At 64.7% G+C, this 18,105-nt stretch carries 15 protein-coding genes; 8 read left to right on the top strand and 7 right to left on the bottom strand.

Annotated features, from left to right (window positions below; all coding sequences use genetic code 11):
* The first annotated feature begins 109 nt into the window (after positions 1-109).
* Positions 110-307, top strand: a complete 198-nt coding sequence (locus EN845_RS15230; RefSeq protein ID WP_015317249.1) for a hypothetical protein — start codon at positions 110-112, stop codon at positions 305-307.
* Positions 308-368: 61 nt separating this feature from the next.
* On the opposite strand, the gene EN845_RS15225 is transcribed toward EN845_RS15230, so the two are convergent.
* Entirely contained in the window at positions 369-848 is a 480-nt protein-coding gene (locus EN845_RS15225; RefSeq protein WP_127871661.1) for an Lrp/AsnC family transcriptional regulator, read from the bottom strand.
* An 89-nt stretch (positions 849-937) separates the two neighbouring features.
* On the opposite strand from EN845_RS15225, the gene EN845_RS15220 reads away from it, so the two are divergent.
* From EN845_RS15220 to EN845_RS15210, 3 genes are all read left to right on the top strand, one after another.
* Complete coding sequence (locus EN845_RS15220; protein WP_127871662.1) at positions 938-1,855, top strand: DMT family transporter; 918 nt, start codon at positions 938-940, stop codon at positions 1,853-1,855.
* Positions 1,856-1,998: 143 nt separating this feature from the next.
* Entirely contained in the window at positions 1,999-3,147 is a 1,149-nt protein-coding gene (locus tag EN845_RS36640; protein ID WP_127871663.1) for a histidine kinase dimerization/phosphoacceptor domain -containing protein, read from the top strand.
* Entirely contained in the window at positions 3,144-3,590 is a 447-nt protein-coding gene (locus tag EN845_RS15210) for a response regulator (protein ID WP_127277581.1), read from the top strand. Before EN845_RS36640 ends, EN845_RS15210 begins: the two co-directional genes overlap by 4 nt.
* A gap of 6 nt (positions 3,591-3,596) precedes the next feature.
* Here EN845_RS15210 and EN845_RS15205 read toward each other — a convergent pair whose 3' ends face one another.
* On the bottom strand, positions 3,597-4,484 hold the full coding sequence (locus EN845_RS15205) for a dienelactone hydrolase family protein (protein ID WP_127871664.1): 888 nt from the start codon (positions 4,482-4,484) through the stop codon (positions 3,597-3,599).
* Between the two features lie 372 nt (positions 4,485-4,856).
* On the opposite strand from EN845_RS15205, the gene EN845_RS35485 reads away from it, so the two are divergent.
* Positions 4,857-5,015: a hypothetical protein gene (locus tag EN845_RS35485; protein WP_167531372.1), complete on the top strand. Its 159-nt coding sequence runs from the start codon at positions 4,857-4,859 to the stop codon at positions 5,013-5,015.
* Positions 5,016-5,019: 4 nt separating this feature from the next.
* On the top strand, positions 5,020-5,451 hold the full coding sequence (locus EN845_RS15200) for a hypothetical protein (protein WP_127277585.1): 432 nt from the start codon (positions 5,020-5,022) through the stop codon (positions 5,449-5,451).
* Between the two features lie 279 nt (positions 5,452-5,730).
* On the opposite strand, the gene EN845_RS15190 is transcribed toward EN845_RS15200, so the two are convergent.
* On the bottom strand, positions 5,731-8,046 hold the full coding sequence (locus EN845_RS15190; RefSeq protein WP_127871665.1) for a glucose/quinate/shikimate family membrane-bound PQQ-dependent dehydrogenase: 2,316 nt from the start codon (positions 8,044-8,046) through the stop codon (positions 5,731-5,733).
* A gap of 256 nt (positions 8,047-8,302) precedes the next feature.
* On the opposite strand from EN845_RS15190, the gene EN845_RS15185 reads away from it, so the two are divergent.
* Positions 8,303-10,927: a UvrD-helicase domain-containing protein gene (locus EN845_RS15185; RefSeq protein ID WP_127871666.1), complete on the top strand. Its 2,625-nt coding sequence runs from the start codon at positions 8,303-8,305 to the stop codon at positions 10,925-10,927.
* A gap of 38 nt (positions 10,928-10,965) precedes the next feature.
* Here EN845_RS15185 and EN845_RS15180 read toward each other — a convergent pair whose 3' ends face one another.
* The 4 genes from EN845_RS15180 to EN845_RS15165 all read right to left on the bottom strand — a co-directional run bounded on the left by EN845_RS15180 (position 10,966) and on the right by EN845_RS15165 (position 16,159).
* Positions 10,966-11,280, bottom strand: a complete 315-nt coding sequence (locus tag EN845_RS15180; RefSeq protein ID WP_127871667.1) for a hypothetical protein — start codon at positions 11,278-11,280, stop codon at positions 10,966-10,968.
* A 55-nt stretch (positions 11,281-11,335) separates the two neighbouring features.
* Positions 11,336-12,091: a DUF4239 domain-containing protein gene (locus EN845_RS15175; protein ID WP_127871668.1), complete on the bottom strand. Its 756-nt coding sequence runs from the start codon at positions 12,089-12,091 to the stop codon at positions 11,336-11,338.
* An 89-nt stretch (positions 12,092-12,180) separates the two neighbouring features.
* The gene (locus tag EN845_RS15170; protein WP_127871669.1) at positions 12,181-13,734 is read right to left on the bottom strand and encodes a trimethylamine methyltransferase family protein; all 1,554 of its coding nucleotides are present in this window, start codon (positions 13,732-13,734) and stop codon (positions 12,181-12,183) included.
* A 13-nt stretch (positions 13,735-13,747) separates the two neighbouring features.
* Positions 13,748-16,159, bottom strand: coding sequence for an FAD-dependent oxidoreductase (locus EN845_RS15165; protein ID WP_127871670.1), 2,412 nt, complete (start codon positions 16,157-16,159; stop codon positions 13,748-13,750).
* Positions 16,160-16,438: 279 nt separating this feature from the next.
* Between EN845_RS15165 and EN845_RS15160 the strand changes: the two genes are divergently transcribed.
* The gene (locus EN845_RS15160) at positions 16,439-17,908 is read left to right on the top strand and encodes an esterase-like activity of phytase family protein (protein ID WP_127871671.1); all 1,470 of its coding nucleotides are present in this window, start codon (positions 16,439-16,441) and stop codon (positions 17,906-17,908) included.
* The last annotated feature ends 197 nt before the right edge of the window (positions 17,909-18,105 follow it).

Raw genomic sequence — 18,105 nt, 5'->3', positions numbered from 1 at the left:
TAACGGGAACAAGCCAATTGAGCCGTTGAACGACTCAGCGGAGCGGTCGAAAACGTCCGCACCAGGGTTGTTTACGGGCGGCGGGGCGAAGCCGGTTCGAGGGACGTGCATGAAAACCGACATCAAGGTCGAGGTGGATAGGCTGGCGGCCGATCCGCGCATATCAGACTATGATTTCTGGCGTTCGCTCAAGAATGTCGACAACGAGATCTTTCACATCGCCAACAACAACGAACCGATCCCATTCGACATGATTCGCTGGCGCAGCATCCTGAAACGCGCCCGCCTGAAGCGCGGCCACGCCTGAGGCAAGCGATTTCGATCGCCGTCTGGCGCTGACATTTTTCTCAAGCAACATCTCACCGAGATCAAACCTGCCGCTTGATCGCCGCCAGCGGCGAGCGCGCGATCACCGGCGACGACTGGATGATCGCCGTGTTGGTCATCGCATGGGGGATGATGCGATCGATCACCCGTTCGAGTTCGGCTACCGAGCCGACATGCGCCAGCGCGATGAAACAGTCTCCGCCTGTCACCCGGTCGCATTGCGCGATCTCGGGCAGGGAGCGGATGATCTCGGCCACGACCGCCAATTGCCCCGGCACCGGCCGGATGCGCAGCCATGCCGACAGTTTCAGGCCAAGCGCCGCGGGATTGATTCTGACCGAATAAGCTTCGATCACGCCGTTCTCCTGCAGCCGCTTGAGGCGCTCGGCCACACTCGGCGCCGACAGGCCGACCGAGCGCGCCAACTCCGCCGTGCTGATGCGCGCGTCCTCTTCCAGCAAGCGCAATATTTTCATGTCGGCGGCGTCGAGATCGACGTTTTCGCTTCGAAGGCGTTTCATGGAAAAATCCTTGCTTCCGGGAAAGAAATAACCGGACTTGCTGCTCATCGTCCATATAAACCGGAAAGATCGCCTGCGATACTGCGCCGATGGATGACCAGGCGCAAGTCCCGACTGCCGGTCGCGATGCCACCAGGCCTGCTCTTGCCGGCCCGGGCAGCCTGGCGACGAGACTGCCACCGCATCTCTGGTTCGCGGTCAGCGCGGTCTTCCACTATCTCGGGCCGGCCTTCGCCGTGCTGCTTTTCCCGCATGTCGGCGTGCTCGGCATGGCGTGGCTGCGCATCGCCACCGCGGCGCTGATCTTCGCGCCGCTGACGCGGCCCTGGCGAACCTTCGCCAGAACCGATACGCGGACGCGCCTGTTGTTGCTGGCCTTCGGCGCTTGCCTGGCGGTGATGAACTGCTCGTTCTACCTGGCGCTCGACCGCTTGCCGATCTCGCTGGTGGCCGCGATTGAATTCGTCGGCACCATCGGCATTGCGCTGGTCGGCCTCGGGAGCGCCCGCAATCTGGCCGCTCTTGCCATAGCCGTCACCGGCACCTTGCTGTTGATCGACGTCAGATGGTCAAGCGACCCGGTCGGGCTGTTCTGGGCTTTCCTCAACGGCGCGCTCTTTGTCGGCTACATCATGCTTGGCCACCGTGTCGCGCGCGCGGGCGCCGGTGACGGCATAGCCGGCCTGGGTGCCACCATGGCGGTCGCCTTCGTCGTCGTGCTGCCGATCGGCTTCACCGACGCGCTGCCCGCCTTTTTCTCGCCGCCGCTGCTCATTGCCGCCATCGGCGTCGGCGTCTGTTCCTCGGTCATACCCTATGTCTGCGATCAACTCGCCATGGCGCGGTTGCCGCGCTCGAGTTTCGCGCTGATGCTATCCCTGCTGCCGGTCACCGCGACACTGATCGGAGTCGTGGTGCTGCGTCAGATCCCCGGTCCGGCCGACTGCATCGGCATCGCCCTGGTGGTGGCCGGTGTCGCCTTCCACAAGCCGGCCTCCGCCGGCTAGTCGAGAAATCCCTTTCCTCCCAGTCGGTTGCAAAAAGCATCCGTTGGTTCCCACCTGCGACGAACTGCGACAGGCCGTTCGAGATTGAACCAAATCCGACTTTGAGCCGTTGTCTCCCACGAAAAATGGCTTGGAGCGACGCGATGGACTGGAAAAGGACCAGGGAACCGGCCGACGCATGGCACATGACCGACGACCTTCATGTCGAGCAAGGCAAGGGCGACCCGTTCGCGGCGGCCATCCGTGCCACGCGGATGTCGATGATCATTACTGATCCGCGCCGGCATGACAATCCGATCGTCTTTGCAAACGACGCCTTCCTGCGCCTGACGGGATACGAGCGCCATGAAGTTATCGGCAAGAACTGCCGCTTCCTGCAGGGCCCCAAGAGCGACAAGGCCGCCATCGCAGAGATACGCGCCGCGATCGAGAACGAGACCGATCTTAGCGTCGATATCCTGAACTACCGCAAGGATGGTTCGAGCTTCTGGAACGCGCTCTACATAAGCCCTGTCTCCAACGACAAAGGCGAATTGCAATTCTTCTTTGCTTCCCAGCTCGATGTTTCAGACCGCAAGCGTTCGGAACATCGCATCACCGCGGACAAGGATCGCTTCGAGAAAGCCGTGAGGGAACGTACTGCGGAACTCGAGGCGGCGCTCGAGGCGCAGACCACGCTGCTGCACGAGGTCGATCATCGCGTGAAGAACAACCTGCAGATGATTTCCTCGCTCATCCTCATGCAGAGCCGGGCCGCAAGTGACGAGAATTTGAAGCGCTCGCTGGGCACGATGCTGGAACGCATAGAGGCGCTCAGCACCGTGCACCGCCGGCTCTACCAATCCAAGGACGTCAGCAAGTTCGATGTCTCGGATTTTGCCAGGGATCTCGTCTCCGAGCTGCTCACGGCTTCGGGACGCTCGGAAATCAATCCGAAACTCGATCTCGAGTCCATCATCATCCCAGCCGAGAAGGCAACGCCGGTGGCATTGATGGTGAACGAGCTCCTCACCAACGCACTCAAGCATGCCTTCAAGGAAGGGCCGGATGGCACGAGATCGGGCAGCATCGGCATCAAGATGAGCCAGCCGGACGGCCATTTGAACATCGAGGTCTCGGACGACGGCGTCGGCATGGCGGATGCCAATGGCGACGCCTCCTTCGGCATGCGGCTGATCAAGTCGCTTGCACGCCAATTGCGCGCCGACATCGAGTGGCGCGATGCCGGTCCCGGCACTCGCGTTGTCATTTCGATGCCCAACGGACCACAGCACAAAGGGAACCTGTCATGAATGAGCCTCTCAAGGTCCTGATCGTGGAGGATGAGGCCTTGCTGGCCATGGAGCTGGAAAGCCTTGTCCAGGACGCCGGCCACAGTGTGGTGGGCTGGGCGACATCCCTGGCCGAAGCAAGGGAGGTGGTCGATTCGACGCGGGCCGACATCGCCTTTGTCGACATCCACCTCACCGACGGCCCGACCGGCATCGATGTCGCCGAATATATCGACGACAGGAAGAACTCCATGGTCGTTTTCATGACCGCCAACCCGAAGCGCATTCCCGACCATTTCGCCGGCGCGATCGGGGTCATTGCCAAGCCCTACACGGTCCACGGGGTGACTTCGGCCCTGCGCTATTTGCAGGAAGGCGTGCGGCGCCCGCCGCCGACATCGGAGCGACCGGCGGGCTTCACCTTGTCGCCGGCTTTCGAGACGGTCTGGGCGCCGGGAAGGTGACGACGATCAAGCCAGCTTCTGCTTGAGGAAAGCGACGGTCCTGCCCCAGGCGAGATCGGCCGCCTTCTTGTCGTAGCGCGCCGCCGAGGTGTCGTTGTTGAAGGCATGGTTGGCGCCTTCATAAACATAGACCGTGTATTCGACGTGGGCGGCGTCGAGCTCCTTCTTGAAGGCGTCGATCCCGGCGTTGGTGCGCTGGTCGAGGCCGGCATAATGCAGCAGCAGCGCAGCCTTGATCTTAGACGCGTCGGCGGCGTTCGGCTGCATGCCGTAATAGGCGACGCTGGCGGCGAGGTCGGGCGCATTGACGGCCAGCATGTTGGCCATGCCGCCGCCCCAGCAGAAGCCGATGGCGCCGACCTTGCCGTTGCCGTCCTTGTCGGCCTTGAGAAAGGCGACCGTCGCCACGCCGTTGGCCACGGTCTGCGCCGCATCGAGTTTCCCAAACATGTCGCGCGCCTTGTCCTCATCGGCGGGCGTACCGCCGAGCGGCGACAGGAAATCGGGCGCGAGCGCCACGAACCCTTCCAGCGCCACACGCCGGGCGACGTCGCGGATATGCGGGTTGAGCCCCCTGTTTTCATGGATGACGATGACGGTGCCGAGCTTGCCGGTCTGGTTTGCCGGTTTGACCAGATAGCCTTTCATCTCGCCGCCGCTGCCGGGATAGGTGATGTCCTCGCCTTTCACGCGGGCATCGTTTTCGGCCACGATTGCCGCCTGGGCGGAGTTCGCAGCCAGCATCGGCGCGATCGCGGCCGCCGCCGCGCCCGATCCGGCAAGCCTGGTCAATTGCTCCATGAAGCGACGGCGATCCAGCGTCAGATGCGTGTATTCGTCATAGGCGTCGATCATCGCCTGGGTGATGACGGGTTTGGTGGTGACGTCGGTCATGGGCTTCCTCGATCTCGGTGTCTTGACTTCGGTGTCCTTGCCGTCCGCAAGATAGGGGCGAGCCTGTCATCGTCCACCGGACGGTGACACCTCGCCGCCTCCAAGGCCGCCAGTCAGGCCGCTGAAGATCATCACGTTTTTGTCATCGGTGAAAAATCTTGATGGCGCTGCCACAATAGTGGGGGAAACTGGCTGGCCGGCCGCCCTTGGCGGTCACGGTAGAGCAATTCCAGGAAAAGTGCGTAGCGGTTTTCCCGGGAGAAGCGCGCAGCGCTTCCCCTTGGGAATTGCGTAAAACAAGAAGTTAGAGTGGGGCAGAGGTTCTATCAAACTCTGAACCGCTCTAGGCCCGATCTGGAAGGAACAATGCCGATGACCATGACCTCGCCGATGCTCGCAACAGCTTTCATGGTTGCGACCGCCGTTCTGGCGATGCGCGCGGCCGTTGTTGCGGCGAGCCGCAAGTCCATGGTCAAGGTACGCAGCCGCCAGCGTCATCCGGCAAACACGAAAAACCCAAGGTTGAGGTGAAGTCATGGACGTCCAGGACATCGTGAACACCGTCTCGCAGAAGGCCGGTCTCGACCAGGCTACGACCGAAAAGGTCGTCGGCACCATTTTCTCGGTCCTCGAGCATGAGGCGGAAGGCACCAGCGCCTCCTCCTTCTTCGCCAAGATTCCGGGCGCCGATGCGCTGGCGCAGAAATACGACGTCATGGCCGCCCCGGCCGGCGGCGGCGGCTTCCTGTCCTCGCTGCAAGGCGCGCTTGGCGGCGTTCTCGGCGAGAAAGCCGGCGCGCTGGTCAACGGCCTCGCCGCGCTCAAGGCATCCGGCCTCGACATGGCGCAGATCCAGAAGGCAGGCGAGACGCTGGTCCAGCAGGCCGAGGCAGCCGCCGGCCCCGATTTGACCAACCAGGTGCTCGGCTCGGTGCCCAGCCTGAAGAGCCATCTGGGGCTCGGCTAAGACGGCGACGCCGGCCGCCCGGTCGAAGGCAGAAAAACGTCCTGCATTGCGACGCTTTGCTGACCATGGCTGGCGCTGCCCCTCACCTGCCTGCCGGCATCCTCTCCCCGTATAGTGACGGGGAGAGGGGCGCTGTCATCGCCGATTTCGCTAATCCCCAATGATGCAAGAAGGCGCCGCGGTTGCGTCCAGCCCCTTCTCCCCGTCACTATACGGGGAGAAGTGCCCGGCAGGGCGATGAGGGGCGGCGCTAGCGTCGCGAAAACTGGACCCCGCCCCTTACTTGGGCAGCGCGTAGGCCATCACATAATCGCCAGGCTTGGTGCCGACCGAGCCGTGGCCGCCGGCAACGATGACCACGAACTGGCGCCCGTCCGCGACCGTATAGGTCATCGGCGTCGATTGCCCCCCGGCGGGCAGCCGCGCCCGCCAGAGCTGCCTGCCTGAAGTCAGGTCATAGGCGCGCAGATAGTCGTCGACGGCGGCGCCCAGGAAGGCGACACCGCCGGCCGTGATCATCGGCCCGCCGATGCCGGGCACCCCGACCTTCAGCGGCAACGGCAGCGGCGTCATGTCGTAGACGGTGCCGTTGCGATGCTTGTAGGCGATCTGTCCGGTCCTCAGATCAACCCCGGCGACATAGCCCCAGGGCGGCGCCTGGCAGGGGATGCCGAGCGGCGACAGGAAGGGTCCCATCACCACTGCGTAGGGGGCGCCCTCATTGCGGTTCAGCCCCTGCTCGCTGCCGCGCCCCTCGTCCGGCGGCGGCACCTGGTCGCGGGGGATGAGTTGTGACTTGAATGCCAGGTAGGTCGGCATGCCGAACATCACCTGCCGCACCGGATCGACCGCCACGCCACCCCAGTTGAAGGTGCCGAAATTGCCGGGATAGATCAGCGAGCCCTGGACGGAAGGCGGCGTGTAGCGGCCTTCATAGCGCAGGCCCTGGAATTCGATCCGGCACGCCAGCTGGTCGAACATGGTGATCCCCCACATGTCGGCGCCGGTCAGCGGCTTCGGCATGAAGGTAAGATCGGAAACCGGCTGCGTCGGCGATGTGTGATCGCCTTCGATGGCGCCGCCCGGCGCCGGCACTTCGTTCACCGCGATCACCGGCTCGCCTGTGCGCCGGTCGAGCACATAGAGGTCGCCCTGCTTGGTCGGCCCGACCAGCGCGGGCACGACGGAACCATCGGCCTTGGTGATGTCGACCAGGCTCGGCTGCGCCGGCACGTCCATGTCCCAGAGGTCATGGTGCACGGTCTGCCGCACCCATTTCAATTGCCCGGTATTGAGGTCGAGCGCGGTGATCGAGGAGGAGAATTTCTCGACATTGGCGCTGCGCCCGGCGCCGAGTTGGTCCGGCGTCTGGTTGCCGAGCGGCACATAGAGCAGGCCGAGCTTCTCGTCGGCGCTCGGCGTCGACCACATGTTGGGCGAGTTGGCGGTGTAGGTCTGGCCGGCCGCCAGCGGCGTCGTCTGGTCCGGATTGCCGGAATCCCAGTTCCATAGCAGCTTGCCGGTGCTCGCATCATAGGCGCGGATGACGCCGGACGGCTCCTGCGTCGAATAATTGTCGTTGACCGCGCCGCCGACGATGATCTTGCCGCCCGCGATCAGCGGCGCCGAAGTCGAGTAGTAATAACCGGACTTCGGATACGGCATGTTGGTCAGCAGATTGAGCGTGCCGCCCTCGGCAAAGGCTGGGCAAACCTGCCCGTTGGCGGCGTCGAGCGCGATCAGCCGCGCATCCGAGGTCGGCAGATAGACGCGCGTCGCGCAGGGCTGACCGGCGGCGCCGGCGGCATCGGCATAATAGGAGACGCCACGGCAGGTCTGGTGCTGGCGGTCCTTGTCGAGCTTGATCTTGGGATCGTAGCGCCACTTCTCCTTGCCGGTCGCCGCATCGACCGCGATGGCGAAATTGTGCGGCGTGCAGATATAGAGCGTGTCGCCCACTTTGAGCGGCGTCACCTGGTAGGTGGTCTCACCGACATCGTCCGGACCCTTCACATCACCGGTGCGGTAGGTCCAGGCCGGCTGCAGATTGGCGACATTATCCGGTGTGATCTGGTCGAGCGGCGAATAGCGCTGGCCGAACTGCGTGCGCCCGTAATAGTGCCATTCGCCCGCCGGCACGTCGCCGCCGAGATTGGCGTTGGGTATCACCTTGTCGGTGTCGAGCGCGCCGCCTATGTCCTTCGGGTCCGTGGTCATCGAATAGCCGGCCACCGCCAGCGATGCCAGCACGGCAAGGATCAGTGGCGCGCGGCCGTCCGGACCGGCAAGGCCCCGCCGCGCCCACGGCGTCAGCAGCCACAGCGCCACCAGCACGATGATGCCGCCGCGCGGGCCGAGTTCCCACCAGTCGAAGCCGGTTTCCCAGACCGCCCAGGCCAGCGTGCCGAGCACGATCGCCGCGTAGAGCCAGAGCGAAGTGGAACGGCGCCGGTAGAGCAGCCAGGCGGCGACCAGGAAGGCGAGAGCGACGATGATGTAGTACCAACTGCCGCCCAGCGAAGCCAACCAGATGCCGCCGGCGCCAAGCGCCAGACCGATGAGGAAGAGGACGAGGGAGGTGATCGTGACAGCCAAGATGAAACTCCTTCGACTGTTGCGCGCATGGCGGCTCTGGGCAACCCGGCATTGCGTGCCGCCCCATACGCAACTTTCTCCCGACCGCCGCGCCTGTCAAGCGCAGGTCAAGGGTCCGCGGCGGCAACCTTGCCCCCACCGCGGTTGTTCACAACGCCGGCCGCCATATCGCTCGAGTGGCCGTATCAGGCACTTTACCGGAACAAAACGTAGACAGTTCTGGTCTTTCCCTCCCGAATCACTACATTCGGGGGAGATGTCCGGCTTTTCCGAAGACATGCCCTTTTTCGACGAACCCAATGCGCGGCCCACGGCCCCGTCGGGCATTGCCGCGCGCGCCATGGCTGCCCGCGGCGGCCAGAACAATGCGCCGGACTATCTCAGGGGGCTGAACCCCGAGCAGCGGCTGGCGGTGGAGACCACCGAAGGCCCGGTTCTGGTGCTGGCCGGCGCCGGCACCGGCAAGACTCGCGTGCTCACCACCCGCATCGCCCACATCCTCGCCACCGGCAGGGCCTTCCCCTCGCAGATCCTGGCCGTCACCTTCACCAACAAGGCCGCGCGCGAGATGAAGCAGCGCATCGGCATCCTGATCGGCGAAGGCAATGTCGAGGGCATGCCGTGGCTCGGCACCTTCCACTCGATCGGCGTGAAGCTGCTGCGCCGCCATGCCGAGCTTGCCGGCCTGAGATCCGACTTCACCATCCTCGACACCGACGACGTCGTGCGGCTGATCAAGCAGCTGATCCAGGCCGAGGGCCTGGACGACAAGCGCTGGCCCGCAAAACAGTTCGCCCAGATGATCGACGGCTGGAAGAACAAGGGCCAGGGTCCGGCCGACATCGCCGAGGGCGATGCGCGCAGCTTCGCCAACGGCAAGGGCCGCGAGCTTTACAAGGCCTATCAGGAGCGTCTGCAGACGCTCAACGCCTGCGATTTCGGCGACCTGCTCTGCCACCCGATCCGCATCTTCCGCGCCAATCCCGATGTGCTGAAGGACTATCACCGGCGCTTCAAATACATCCTCGTCGACGAGTACCAGGACACCAACACCGCCCAATACATGTGGCTGCGGCTGCTCGCGCAGCGGCCGGAAGGCAAGCCGATCTCCCCCCTTGAGGGGGAGATGTCCGCCAGGACAGAGGGGGGCGCCTCGCGCGACAGGGCCACCGTTAACATCTGCTGCGTCGGCGACGACGACCAGTCCATCTATGGCTGGCGCGGTGCCGAGGTCGACAACATCCTGCGCTTCGACAAGGATTTCCCCGGCGCCACCATCATCCGGCTGGAACGCAACTACCGCTCGACCGCGCACATATTGGGCGCCGCCTCCCATCTCATCGCCTATAATGAGGGCCGTTTCGGCAAGACGCTGTTCACCGACCGCAACGATCCCGAGGATGGCAAGGTCAACGTCCACGCCGCGTGGGATTCGGAGGAGGAAGCCCGCGCCATCGGCGAGACCATCGAGGCCTACCAGCGCCAGAAGCATAATTTGAACGACATGGCGATCCTCGTGCGCGCATCCTTCCAGATGCGCGCCTTCGAGGATCGCTTCATCACGCTCGGCCTGAACTATCGCGTCATCGGCGGCCCGCGTTTTTACGAGCGCATGGAAATCCGCGACGCACTGGCCTTCTTCCGCGTCGTCGCCAACGGCACCGACGACCTCGCCTTCGAGCGCATCGTCAATGTGCCCAAGCGCGGCCTGGGCGAAGCGACCATCCGCCAGATCCACGACACGGCGCGCGGCATGCGCATCCCGATGCTTGAGGCGGCGGGCACGCTCGCCGAAAGCGACGAGTTGAAGCCGAAACCGCGCGCTGCGCTGCGCGAGGTCGCGGCCAATTTCGAACGCTGGCAGAAGGCGCTGGAAACCACCCCGCACACCGAGCTCGCCGAGACCATTCTCGAAGAGAGCGGCTACACCGACATGTGGAAGAACGACCGTTCGGCGGAAGCCCCCGGTCGGCTGGAGAACCTGAAGGAACTGATCCGCTCCATGGAGGAGTATGAATCGCTGCGCTCCTTCCTCGAACATGTCGCGCTGGTCATGGATGCCGAGCAGAATGCCGGGCTCGATGCCGTTTCCATCATGACGCTGCACTCGGCCAAGGGCCTCGAATTCGAGACCGTTTTCCTGCCCGGCTGGGAGGAAGGCCTGTTTCCCCATCAGCGCGCGCTGGACGAAGGCGGCCGTTCGGGGCTCGAGGAAGAGCGCCGCCTCGCCTATGTCGGCCTGACGCGGGCCAAGAAGAACCTGCATATCTGGTTCGTCTCCAACCGCCTCATCCACGGCTTGTGGCAATCGACCATCCCGTCACGCTTCTTGGAGGAACTGCCGGAAGCCCATGTCGAGGTCGCCGAAGCCGGCAATTCCTATGGCGGCTACGGCAACCCCTATGGCGGCGGCTCGTTCGCGTCCGGCCGTGGCGGCGGCCAAGGGGCAGGAAGACAGAACCCCTATGGCGCCTCGCGCTTCGACAATATCGGCGGCAATTCGGGCGGCGCGGAAAAATCCGGCGCCTTCTCCAACACCTATTCGACGCCCGGCTGGCAGCGCGCGCAGGCCAACCGCACCGAGGCGACCGACCGCAACTGGGGCACGCGCTCGGGCCATCAGGTCGAGCGCATCGGCTATGGCGAGACAGACTCCGGCTACGGCGCCGGCCGCACCAGCGTAAAGGGCCGCACCATCGACGGCGAACTGGTCGCCAAATCCGTCTCCGACACGCCGTCGGCCTTCAGCGTCGGCGACCGCGTCTTCCACCAGAAATTCGGCAACGGCAACATTGCGGCCATCGAAGGCAACAAGCTGACCATCGACTTCGACAAGGCCGGCCAAAAGCGCGTGCTGGACGGGTTTGTAGCGGCTGTGTGAGGTGAGGCGTGGCTTTGACAAGAAGCCGGCGACGTCGCTCAATCCACCTTCTTCTCGCCCCGCTCACCGGCCTTCACGATATCCCCTGTCGTAAACAGGATTTCCTTCAGTTCCGCGCGCCAGTCCGTCTTCTGGCGCAGCAGGAATTCGAGGTCCATGCCGAAATGCTTGAACTCCTCGCTCTGCGCGTTCTTCATGATCGCCTTGGCTTGCGGGTCCTTCTCCACCGACATGCGCTGTTCGTACCAGCCGATCGCTTCCGCCTCCTCGATCAGCGAGGCGATCATGCGGGCGAAGGTGCGCACTTGCTGCGACAGTTCTTCCGGCGGTTCGTGATACTGGTCGAAACCCATGTCGTCCTCCATTGGCCATCCCGATGAATGTCTGGGGAATGCCGCCGGTTCCGCATCATCGCTGCAATTCCGCCAAGGCCCGCTCCAGCGGCGCCGACGAAATCTGGATCGGGCCGGAGAACGCCACATCCATGTCCAGGATCAGGTAGATCGCCCCGGCAATCAGCGCGGCCGAGACCATGAAGGTCGCGGCAGTGATCGCATTCCTCGGCGCCCTGAACCCGAAACTGGCGAAGATCAGCGCCAGCCACGTAACCAGCATGACGATCAGCGGCCAGGGGATCGTGCCCTCCGACTGCTCGATCAGCACCCAGCGCAGTTCCAGCACTTTCTGCAGCCGCTGACGGGCGTCCTGCAAGACGGAGGCGCGCGCCGCGTCGGCCGGCGGCAGCGCGCTCAGCCGTGTGCCGATCTCCGTCAACAGATGTTCGGACAACTCGTTGCCGGCGGCAGGCCTTTCGTCGCTCTGCATGGCGTCGGCCACCACCCTCTGCACATAGGCGACCAGCGGCTGGCGCACCGTGTCGGTTTGCGGTCCGTACTGGCGCAGGGTCCTGTCGAGCAGGATCAGCTCCGTCGCATAGGCATGCACATTGTGATCGATCGACTCGAAGGTGTTCTTGGCCGAGTTGATCATCAGCCCAAGCATCAGCGAGGTCATCACTCCGAACAGGTTGGCCGCGAGCCGGACCACGGCATTCGTATCGTCGTCGCGATGCCTGACCGGCATCCTGGGCCAGACCGCCATGGCGGCGAAAGCTGCCCCCGCCAGGCACAGGAAGATCACCGTTGCGATCAAAGCTTCGCGCATGCCGCTCATTTCTGCACGAGACGCGTGGATTGCCAATGGCTGCTTGAATTGAGCCAGCTTCAGACGTCTTGGCGCGCATTTGCCGGCCTTCAGGAAACCGGTGCCGCTCCACCCTCTTCGGTGCGCCGGGCGATGAATGCGTCGAGCACACCTGAAGTGGCGGCGGCCGAAGCGGGCGGCTCGAAATCGGCCAGGATGCGCTTCCAGATGCCGGTGGCGCGTTCGGTGGCGTTCTTCGAGCCGCTTTGCGTCCAGTTGCCGAAATTCGACCAGTCGGCCACCAGCGGTTCATAGAAGGCGGTGCGGTAGCGCGCCATCGTATGGCCAGCCGAGAAAAAGTGGCCGCCCGGCTGCACTTCGGCTATCGCCTCGAAGCCAATTGCGTCGTCGTCGCCGGGCGTCGCGGCGCAGAGTTCGGCGACAGTCTGCAGCGCCTCGATATCGGTAACCAGCTTTTCAAGGGAAACACTCAAGCCCCCTTCCAGCCAGCCGGCCGCATGGATGCAGACGGTGGCGCCCGACAGCACCGAGCCCCAAAGCGCGAACTGCGTCTCGTGCGCGGCTTGCGCGTCCGAAATGTTGGCCGCGCTGCCGCCGCCCGAGCGCCATGGCAGACCGGTGAAGCGCGCCAGTTGGCCCGCGCCCAGTGTGGCCTTGACATGCTCCGGCGTGCCGAACGCCGGTGCGCCCGATTTCATGTCGACATTGGAGGAGAAGGAACCGTAGACCACCGGCGCGCCCGGCCGCACGATCTGCGCCAGCGTCAGCCCGGCCAGCGCTTCGGCATGCTGCAGCGTCAGGGCGCCGGCCACCGTGATCGGCGCCATCGCACCGGCCAGGCAGAACGGCGTGATGATCAGCACCTGCCCCGCCTTGGCAAAATCGATGATGCCTTGCGCCATCGGGATGTCGAGCTGGCGCGGCGAGTTGGTGTTGATGACGGTGTAGCAATGCGCGCCGGAGTGGAACTCGTCTTCGGACAGCCCGCGGGCCAGCCTGATCATCTCGAAACTGTCATCGACCTGCGGCGTGCCGCGTGCGAACACGAACGGGAATTTGTCCGACAGGGTCAGCTGCGCCCGGTTGACGGCATAGTGGCGAAAACGGTTGTCGATGTCCTGCGGCTCGATGCACGGCCCCAGCATGTGCAAGACATCGAAATGCTGCACCAGCTTGATGAGCTCCTCGAAAGCGACCAGCGTTCCGGGTCGCCGGCCGCGGTCGAGATCGGTGACATTGGGCGCGCCGGAGCCCGCCAGGAATGTCATCGAACCCAGTTCGAGCAACAGATCGCGAGCACGCGCGCCTGCATTGGCGTGGATCGATCGCGGCGCCGAGGCCAAGGCTGCCATCACCATGTCGCGGCCGATGCGCACCATGTCGGTCTCGGGATCGACCAGCGCGCCGGCGCGGGCGAGCACTTCGCGCGCCTGCGGCAGCAGCACCTTGATGCCGAGCTCTTCCAGCACCCGCAGCGCCGTGTCGTGGATCGACGCCACCTGGTCGTCGGAAAAGATCGGCTGCGGGAGGAATGGATTCTTCAGCGACCGGTAATTGGGCTTGCGGCTGGATTCGCTGCCCGCCTCGCCGGTGCGTCCGCGCCGGCGTTCGCGCCTGCTGTCTCGTACCGCCTCATCGATCATCGGAAGTTCCTCCTCATTGCCGCATCGCCTTGCCCTGGGGATCATAGGGCGAGGCAGAGATGACCCGCGCAGGCCGTTCGACGCCGACAATGTGTACCGAAAGCGCCGTCCCCTCCCCGGCGAAATCGTCGTCCACCAACGCCAGCGCGACGCTCTTGCCGATCGTGTAGCCAAATCCGCCGGAGGTGACGAAGCCGACGCGCCGGTCGCCATGCCAGACCGGCTCGAAGCCGCTGGCATCGGCATCGACGGCGTCGATCTCCAGCGTCACGATCCGCTGCGCGGCGCCGGCGTCTCGTTCCTTCAGCGCCGCGTCGCGGCCGACGAAATCCCCCTTGTCGAAGGCGATGAAACGATCGAGCCCGGTCTGGCCGGGCGTGTAGCCCTGCGTGAATTCGCGCGACCAGATGCCGAAGCTCTTCTCCAGCCGCAGCGCGTTGAGCGCGTAATAGCCGATCTCGGCCAGGCCGAGGTCCTCGCCGGCGGCAAGCAGCGTTTCGCGCAATGTGGCGTGCATGGTCATGGGGCAGCTGATCTCGAAGCCGAGTTCGCCGGCGATGGAGAGACGGGCAACCCGCGTGTGCACCATGCCGACATCGAACGCGCCGCAGGCCATGAACGGCAGCGCCTTGCCCGACACGTCCTGATGCGTCGTGCGCTCCAGGATCTTGCGCGCATTCGGTCCGGTCAGCAGGAAGCCGCTCATGGCATCCGAAATGTCGGTGACCGTGACGCCCGCTCGGGCATGGCTCTCGAACCAGCGCAGGTGAAATTCCCTGAGATAGTAGGAGCCCATCAGCCAATGGTCGCCGCCGCCCCAGTTGATGACGGTGAGATCGCCCTTCAAGCGCCCGTCCGGCCCGAGCATGGGCGCCAGCCGCGCCTGGCCGGCTTTCGGCAGCCGGCAGGCAAGCAGCCGGTCGAGCCACGCCTCGGCGCCCGGCCCTGAAATCGAGTAGCGCGAATAGGCCGAGATATCGATGAGGCCGGCGGCACGGCGCACCTGCAGCGCTTCGTCGCCGACGATGTCGAAGGCGTTGGAGCGCTTGAGCGTCGTGTTCTCGCAAAAACCCATCGGCGCGAAATAGGCCGGGATTTCCAGCCCCCACGAGGCCGTCCATTCGCAGCCGGCAGCAGCCATGCCGTCATAGGCGCCCGGGCGCTTCAAAGGCCGGCCCGCCGGCAATCGCTCATTGGGAAAGGTCATGACGAAGCGGCGTGAATAGAACTGGCGTGTCGTCTGCCTGAGATATTCGCGGTTGGCGGCGAAGGCGCCGTAGCGGGCGATGTCCATGCCGAAGATGTCGGCCCGCGGCTCGCCGTAAATCATCCATTCGGCCAGCGACTTGCCGACGCCACCGCCCTGGCTGAAGCCGGCCATGACGCCGCAGGCGACCCAGTAATTTTTCAAGCCGCGCACCGGACCGACGATCGGATTGCCGTCGGGGGTGAAGGTGAAGGCGCCGTTGACCCATTTGCGGATGCCGGCCGTCGCCAGGCAGGGAAAGCGTTCATGCGTCTTGGCGAGTTCCGGGCTGATGCGGTCGATGTCTTCCGGGATCAGCTCGATGCCATAGTCCCACGGCGCGCCGTCCATGTTCCAGTGCTTCGGGTTCTGCTCGTAAACACCGAGCAGCACGCCCTTGCGCTCCTGGCGCAGGTAGGAGAAGCCGTCGAGATCGACGGCGAGGCCGATTTCGCTGTCCAGCGCCGCGATCTCGGGAATGTCCTCGGTGACGAAATAATGGTGCTCCATCGGTGTCACCGGCAGGTCGACGCCAGCCATGCGGCCGAGCTGCTTGGCCCATAACCCGCCGGCGTTGACGACATGCTCGGCAACGATGGTGCCCTGCTCGGTGACGACATCCCACTGGCCGTCGGCGCGCGCCTTCAGCTCGACCACGCGGTTGCGCAGGATGACATCGGCGCCACGCTTCTTGGCGGCGCCGGCATAGGCGTGCGTCGTGCCGTATGGATCGAGATGGCCTTCGTTGGAGTCATGAAGGCCGCCGAGCACGCCGGTGACGTCGACGATCGGGCAGATCGCCTTGATCTCGTCGGGCGTAACCAGCCGGGCCGTCTCGATGCCGACCGACTGGAACACCGCCCAGGCCGATTTCAGCCACTCCCAGCGCGCCGGATCACTGGCGATGTTGACGCCGCCGGTCATGTGCAGCCCGATATCCCAGCCGGATTCGGCCTCGATCTCGCGGTAGAGGTTGATGGTGTAGTCCTGCAGCGCAGCGACATTGGGATCGGCGTTGAGCGCATGGAAACCGGCCGCCGCGTGCCAGGTCGAGCCGGCGGTCAGTTCGGCGCGCTCGATCAGCGCCACATCGCTCCAGCCGAACCGCGTCAGGTGGTAGAGCACCGAGGCGCCCACCACGCCACCCCCAATGACAACTGCGCGGTAGTGCGACTTCAAGACTTCCTCCCGGTCTGTCAGAGCCAGCACTCTATATGCACTGTACATAAGTGTCTAGTACGTTGAATGCGGCAGATGGGCCATCAGCAATCTCATGCCGTCCAGCGTTTCATCGGCACTTGGAGACCGCTGCTGGTCGGCATGGCGCGCTGTCACGCAAGCATCATGTTGACGCCTTAGATCGCTTTCGGGGAGGCGCGCGCGGCATCATCGATGCGGCACCTCTTTCCGTTTGTCCTTCGGCCGCTCCGGCATGCTTCGTCACAAAGAGGATTGTCCATGAAACATCTGTCCCGAACCGCCTCGCTCGGCGTCGCCCTGGCCTTTTTCACCGCTCTCACCCCGGCGCTTGCCGACGGCGTGGCCTACATCAACAAGGGCCTGGTCGGCGTCGGTCGCATCCCGGCCGACCAGCGCGGCAAGTTCGGCGAGACCTTCGGCTCGGGCTCCGGCATGGCGATCGACACATCCGGCTGGACACATGATGCGGGCACCTACAAGGGATCGCTCTGGCTCCTGCCCGACCGTGGCTACAATGTCGCCGGCACCACCGACTACCGGCCGCGCCTCAACACCATCGGCATCGAGTTCACGCCTCTCGCGCCGGGCGCTGCTCCCGCCGCCGGCCAGGAGCAGACGGGCGTCAAGGCGACGCTTGCCGAAACCATGCTTCTCACCGACGACAAGGGCGCCGATGCCACCGGCCTCGATCCGCTGTCGGATGTGCGCCCGGCCGCCGGCGACATGCCGATGCTGCCCGTCGCCACCAACGGCAAGCTCGCCCTCGACACTGAGGCTATCGTGCGGCTGCCCGACGGTTCGATGTTCATCTCCGACGAGTACGGCCCCAACATCTACAGGTTCTCCGCGCAAGGCCGCCTGATGTCGGCGACCCAGCCGCCGGCGGCCCTCGTGCCGATGCGCAAGGGCGCGCCGAACTTCTCCTCCGACAATCCCGGCCCTGGCGCCGCCGACCCTGATCCGAAGGATCCCGAAACCGGGCGCCAGAACAACCAGGGTCTCGAAGGCATGGCGATGACACCGGACGGCAAGTTCCTGATCGCCGTGCTGCAGTCGGCTCCGAGGCAGGATGGCGGCGATTCACCCTCGACACGGCAGAATACCCGGGCGCTGGTCTATGATGCCTCCGACCTCGCCCATCTGAAGCTCGCGCATGAATATGTCGTGCCGCTGCCGGTGTTCAAGGATGCCAAGGGCAAGACCAAGGTCGCCGCGCAAAGCGAGATCGTGGCGCTTTCGGACACGTCCTTCCTGATGCTGGCGCGCGACAGCGGCAACGGCCAGGGCCTGAAGAAGGGTGACGCGTCACTCTACCGCCAGATCAACATCGTCGACCTGTCCGGCGCGACCGACATCGCCGGCGGGCCTTTCGATGCCGCCGACAAGCCGGTCGCGCCCAAGGGCGTGCTCGACCCGTCGGTGACGCCGGCCAAGCTGACACCGTTCATCGACATCAACGACGCCGCTGAGCTTGGCCGCTTCGGCCTGCACAATGGTGGGGCGAAGGACCACAATGAGCTCTCGGAAAAGTGGGAAGCGATGTCGGTCGCCAGCGTCCTCGATCCGAAGCTGCCCGACGACTATTTCCTGTTCGTCGGCAACGACAATGACTTCCTCGCCCAGGACGGCTTCCAGGTCGGCGCCCCCTACAAGGCCGATGACGGCGCCGATGTCGACACCATGTTCCTGGTCTATCGGGTGACGCTGCCGGGTCTCGGCAAGAAGTAACGATCACCGCACAAGCGGGCGCGCCTGGCGCGTCCGCCTGAGCAGGTCGTGAAGGCAGTTACTTCAAGAACGCGGCGTCCTTCGGCACGCCCGCATCGATCGGCTTGGCCGTCCTGCTCGACACGGCCATGATCTTGCCGGCGGCCGACAGGTTGGGCCGCACGAAGACCTGGGCGGGCTCCGTTGACCCGGCTGTC

Source organism: Mesorhizobium sp. M8A.F.Ca.ET.202.01.1.1 (assembly GCF_004791595.1).
In the GTDB taxonomy this organism is placed as follows: domain Bacteria; phylum Pseudomonadota; class Alphaproteobacteria; order Rhizobiales; family Rhizobiaceae; genus Mesorhizobium.
The sequence above is the reverse complement of the archived record's forward strand: the minus strand, read 5'-3'. Positions and strand labels throughout refer to the sequence as shown.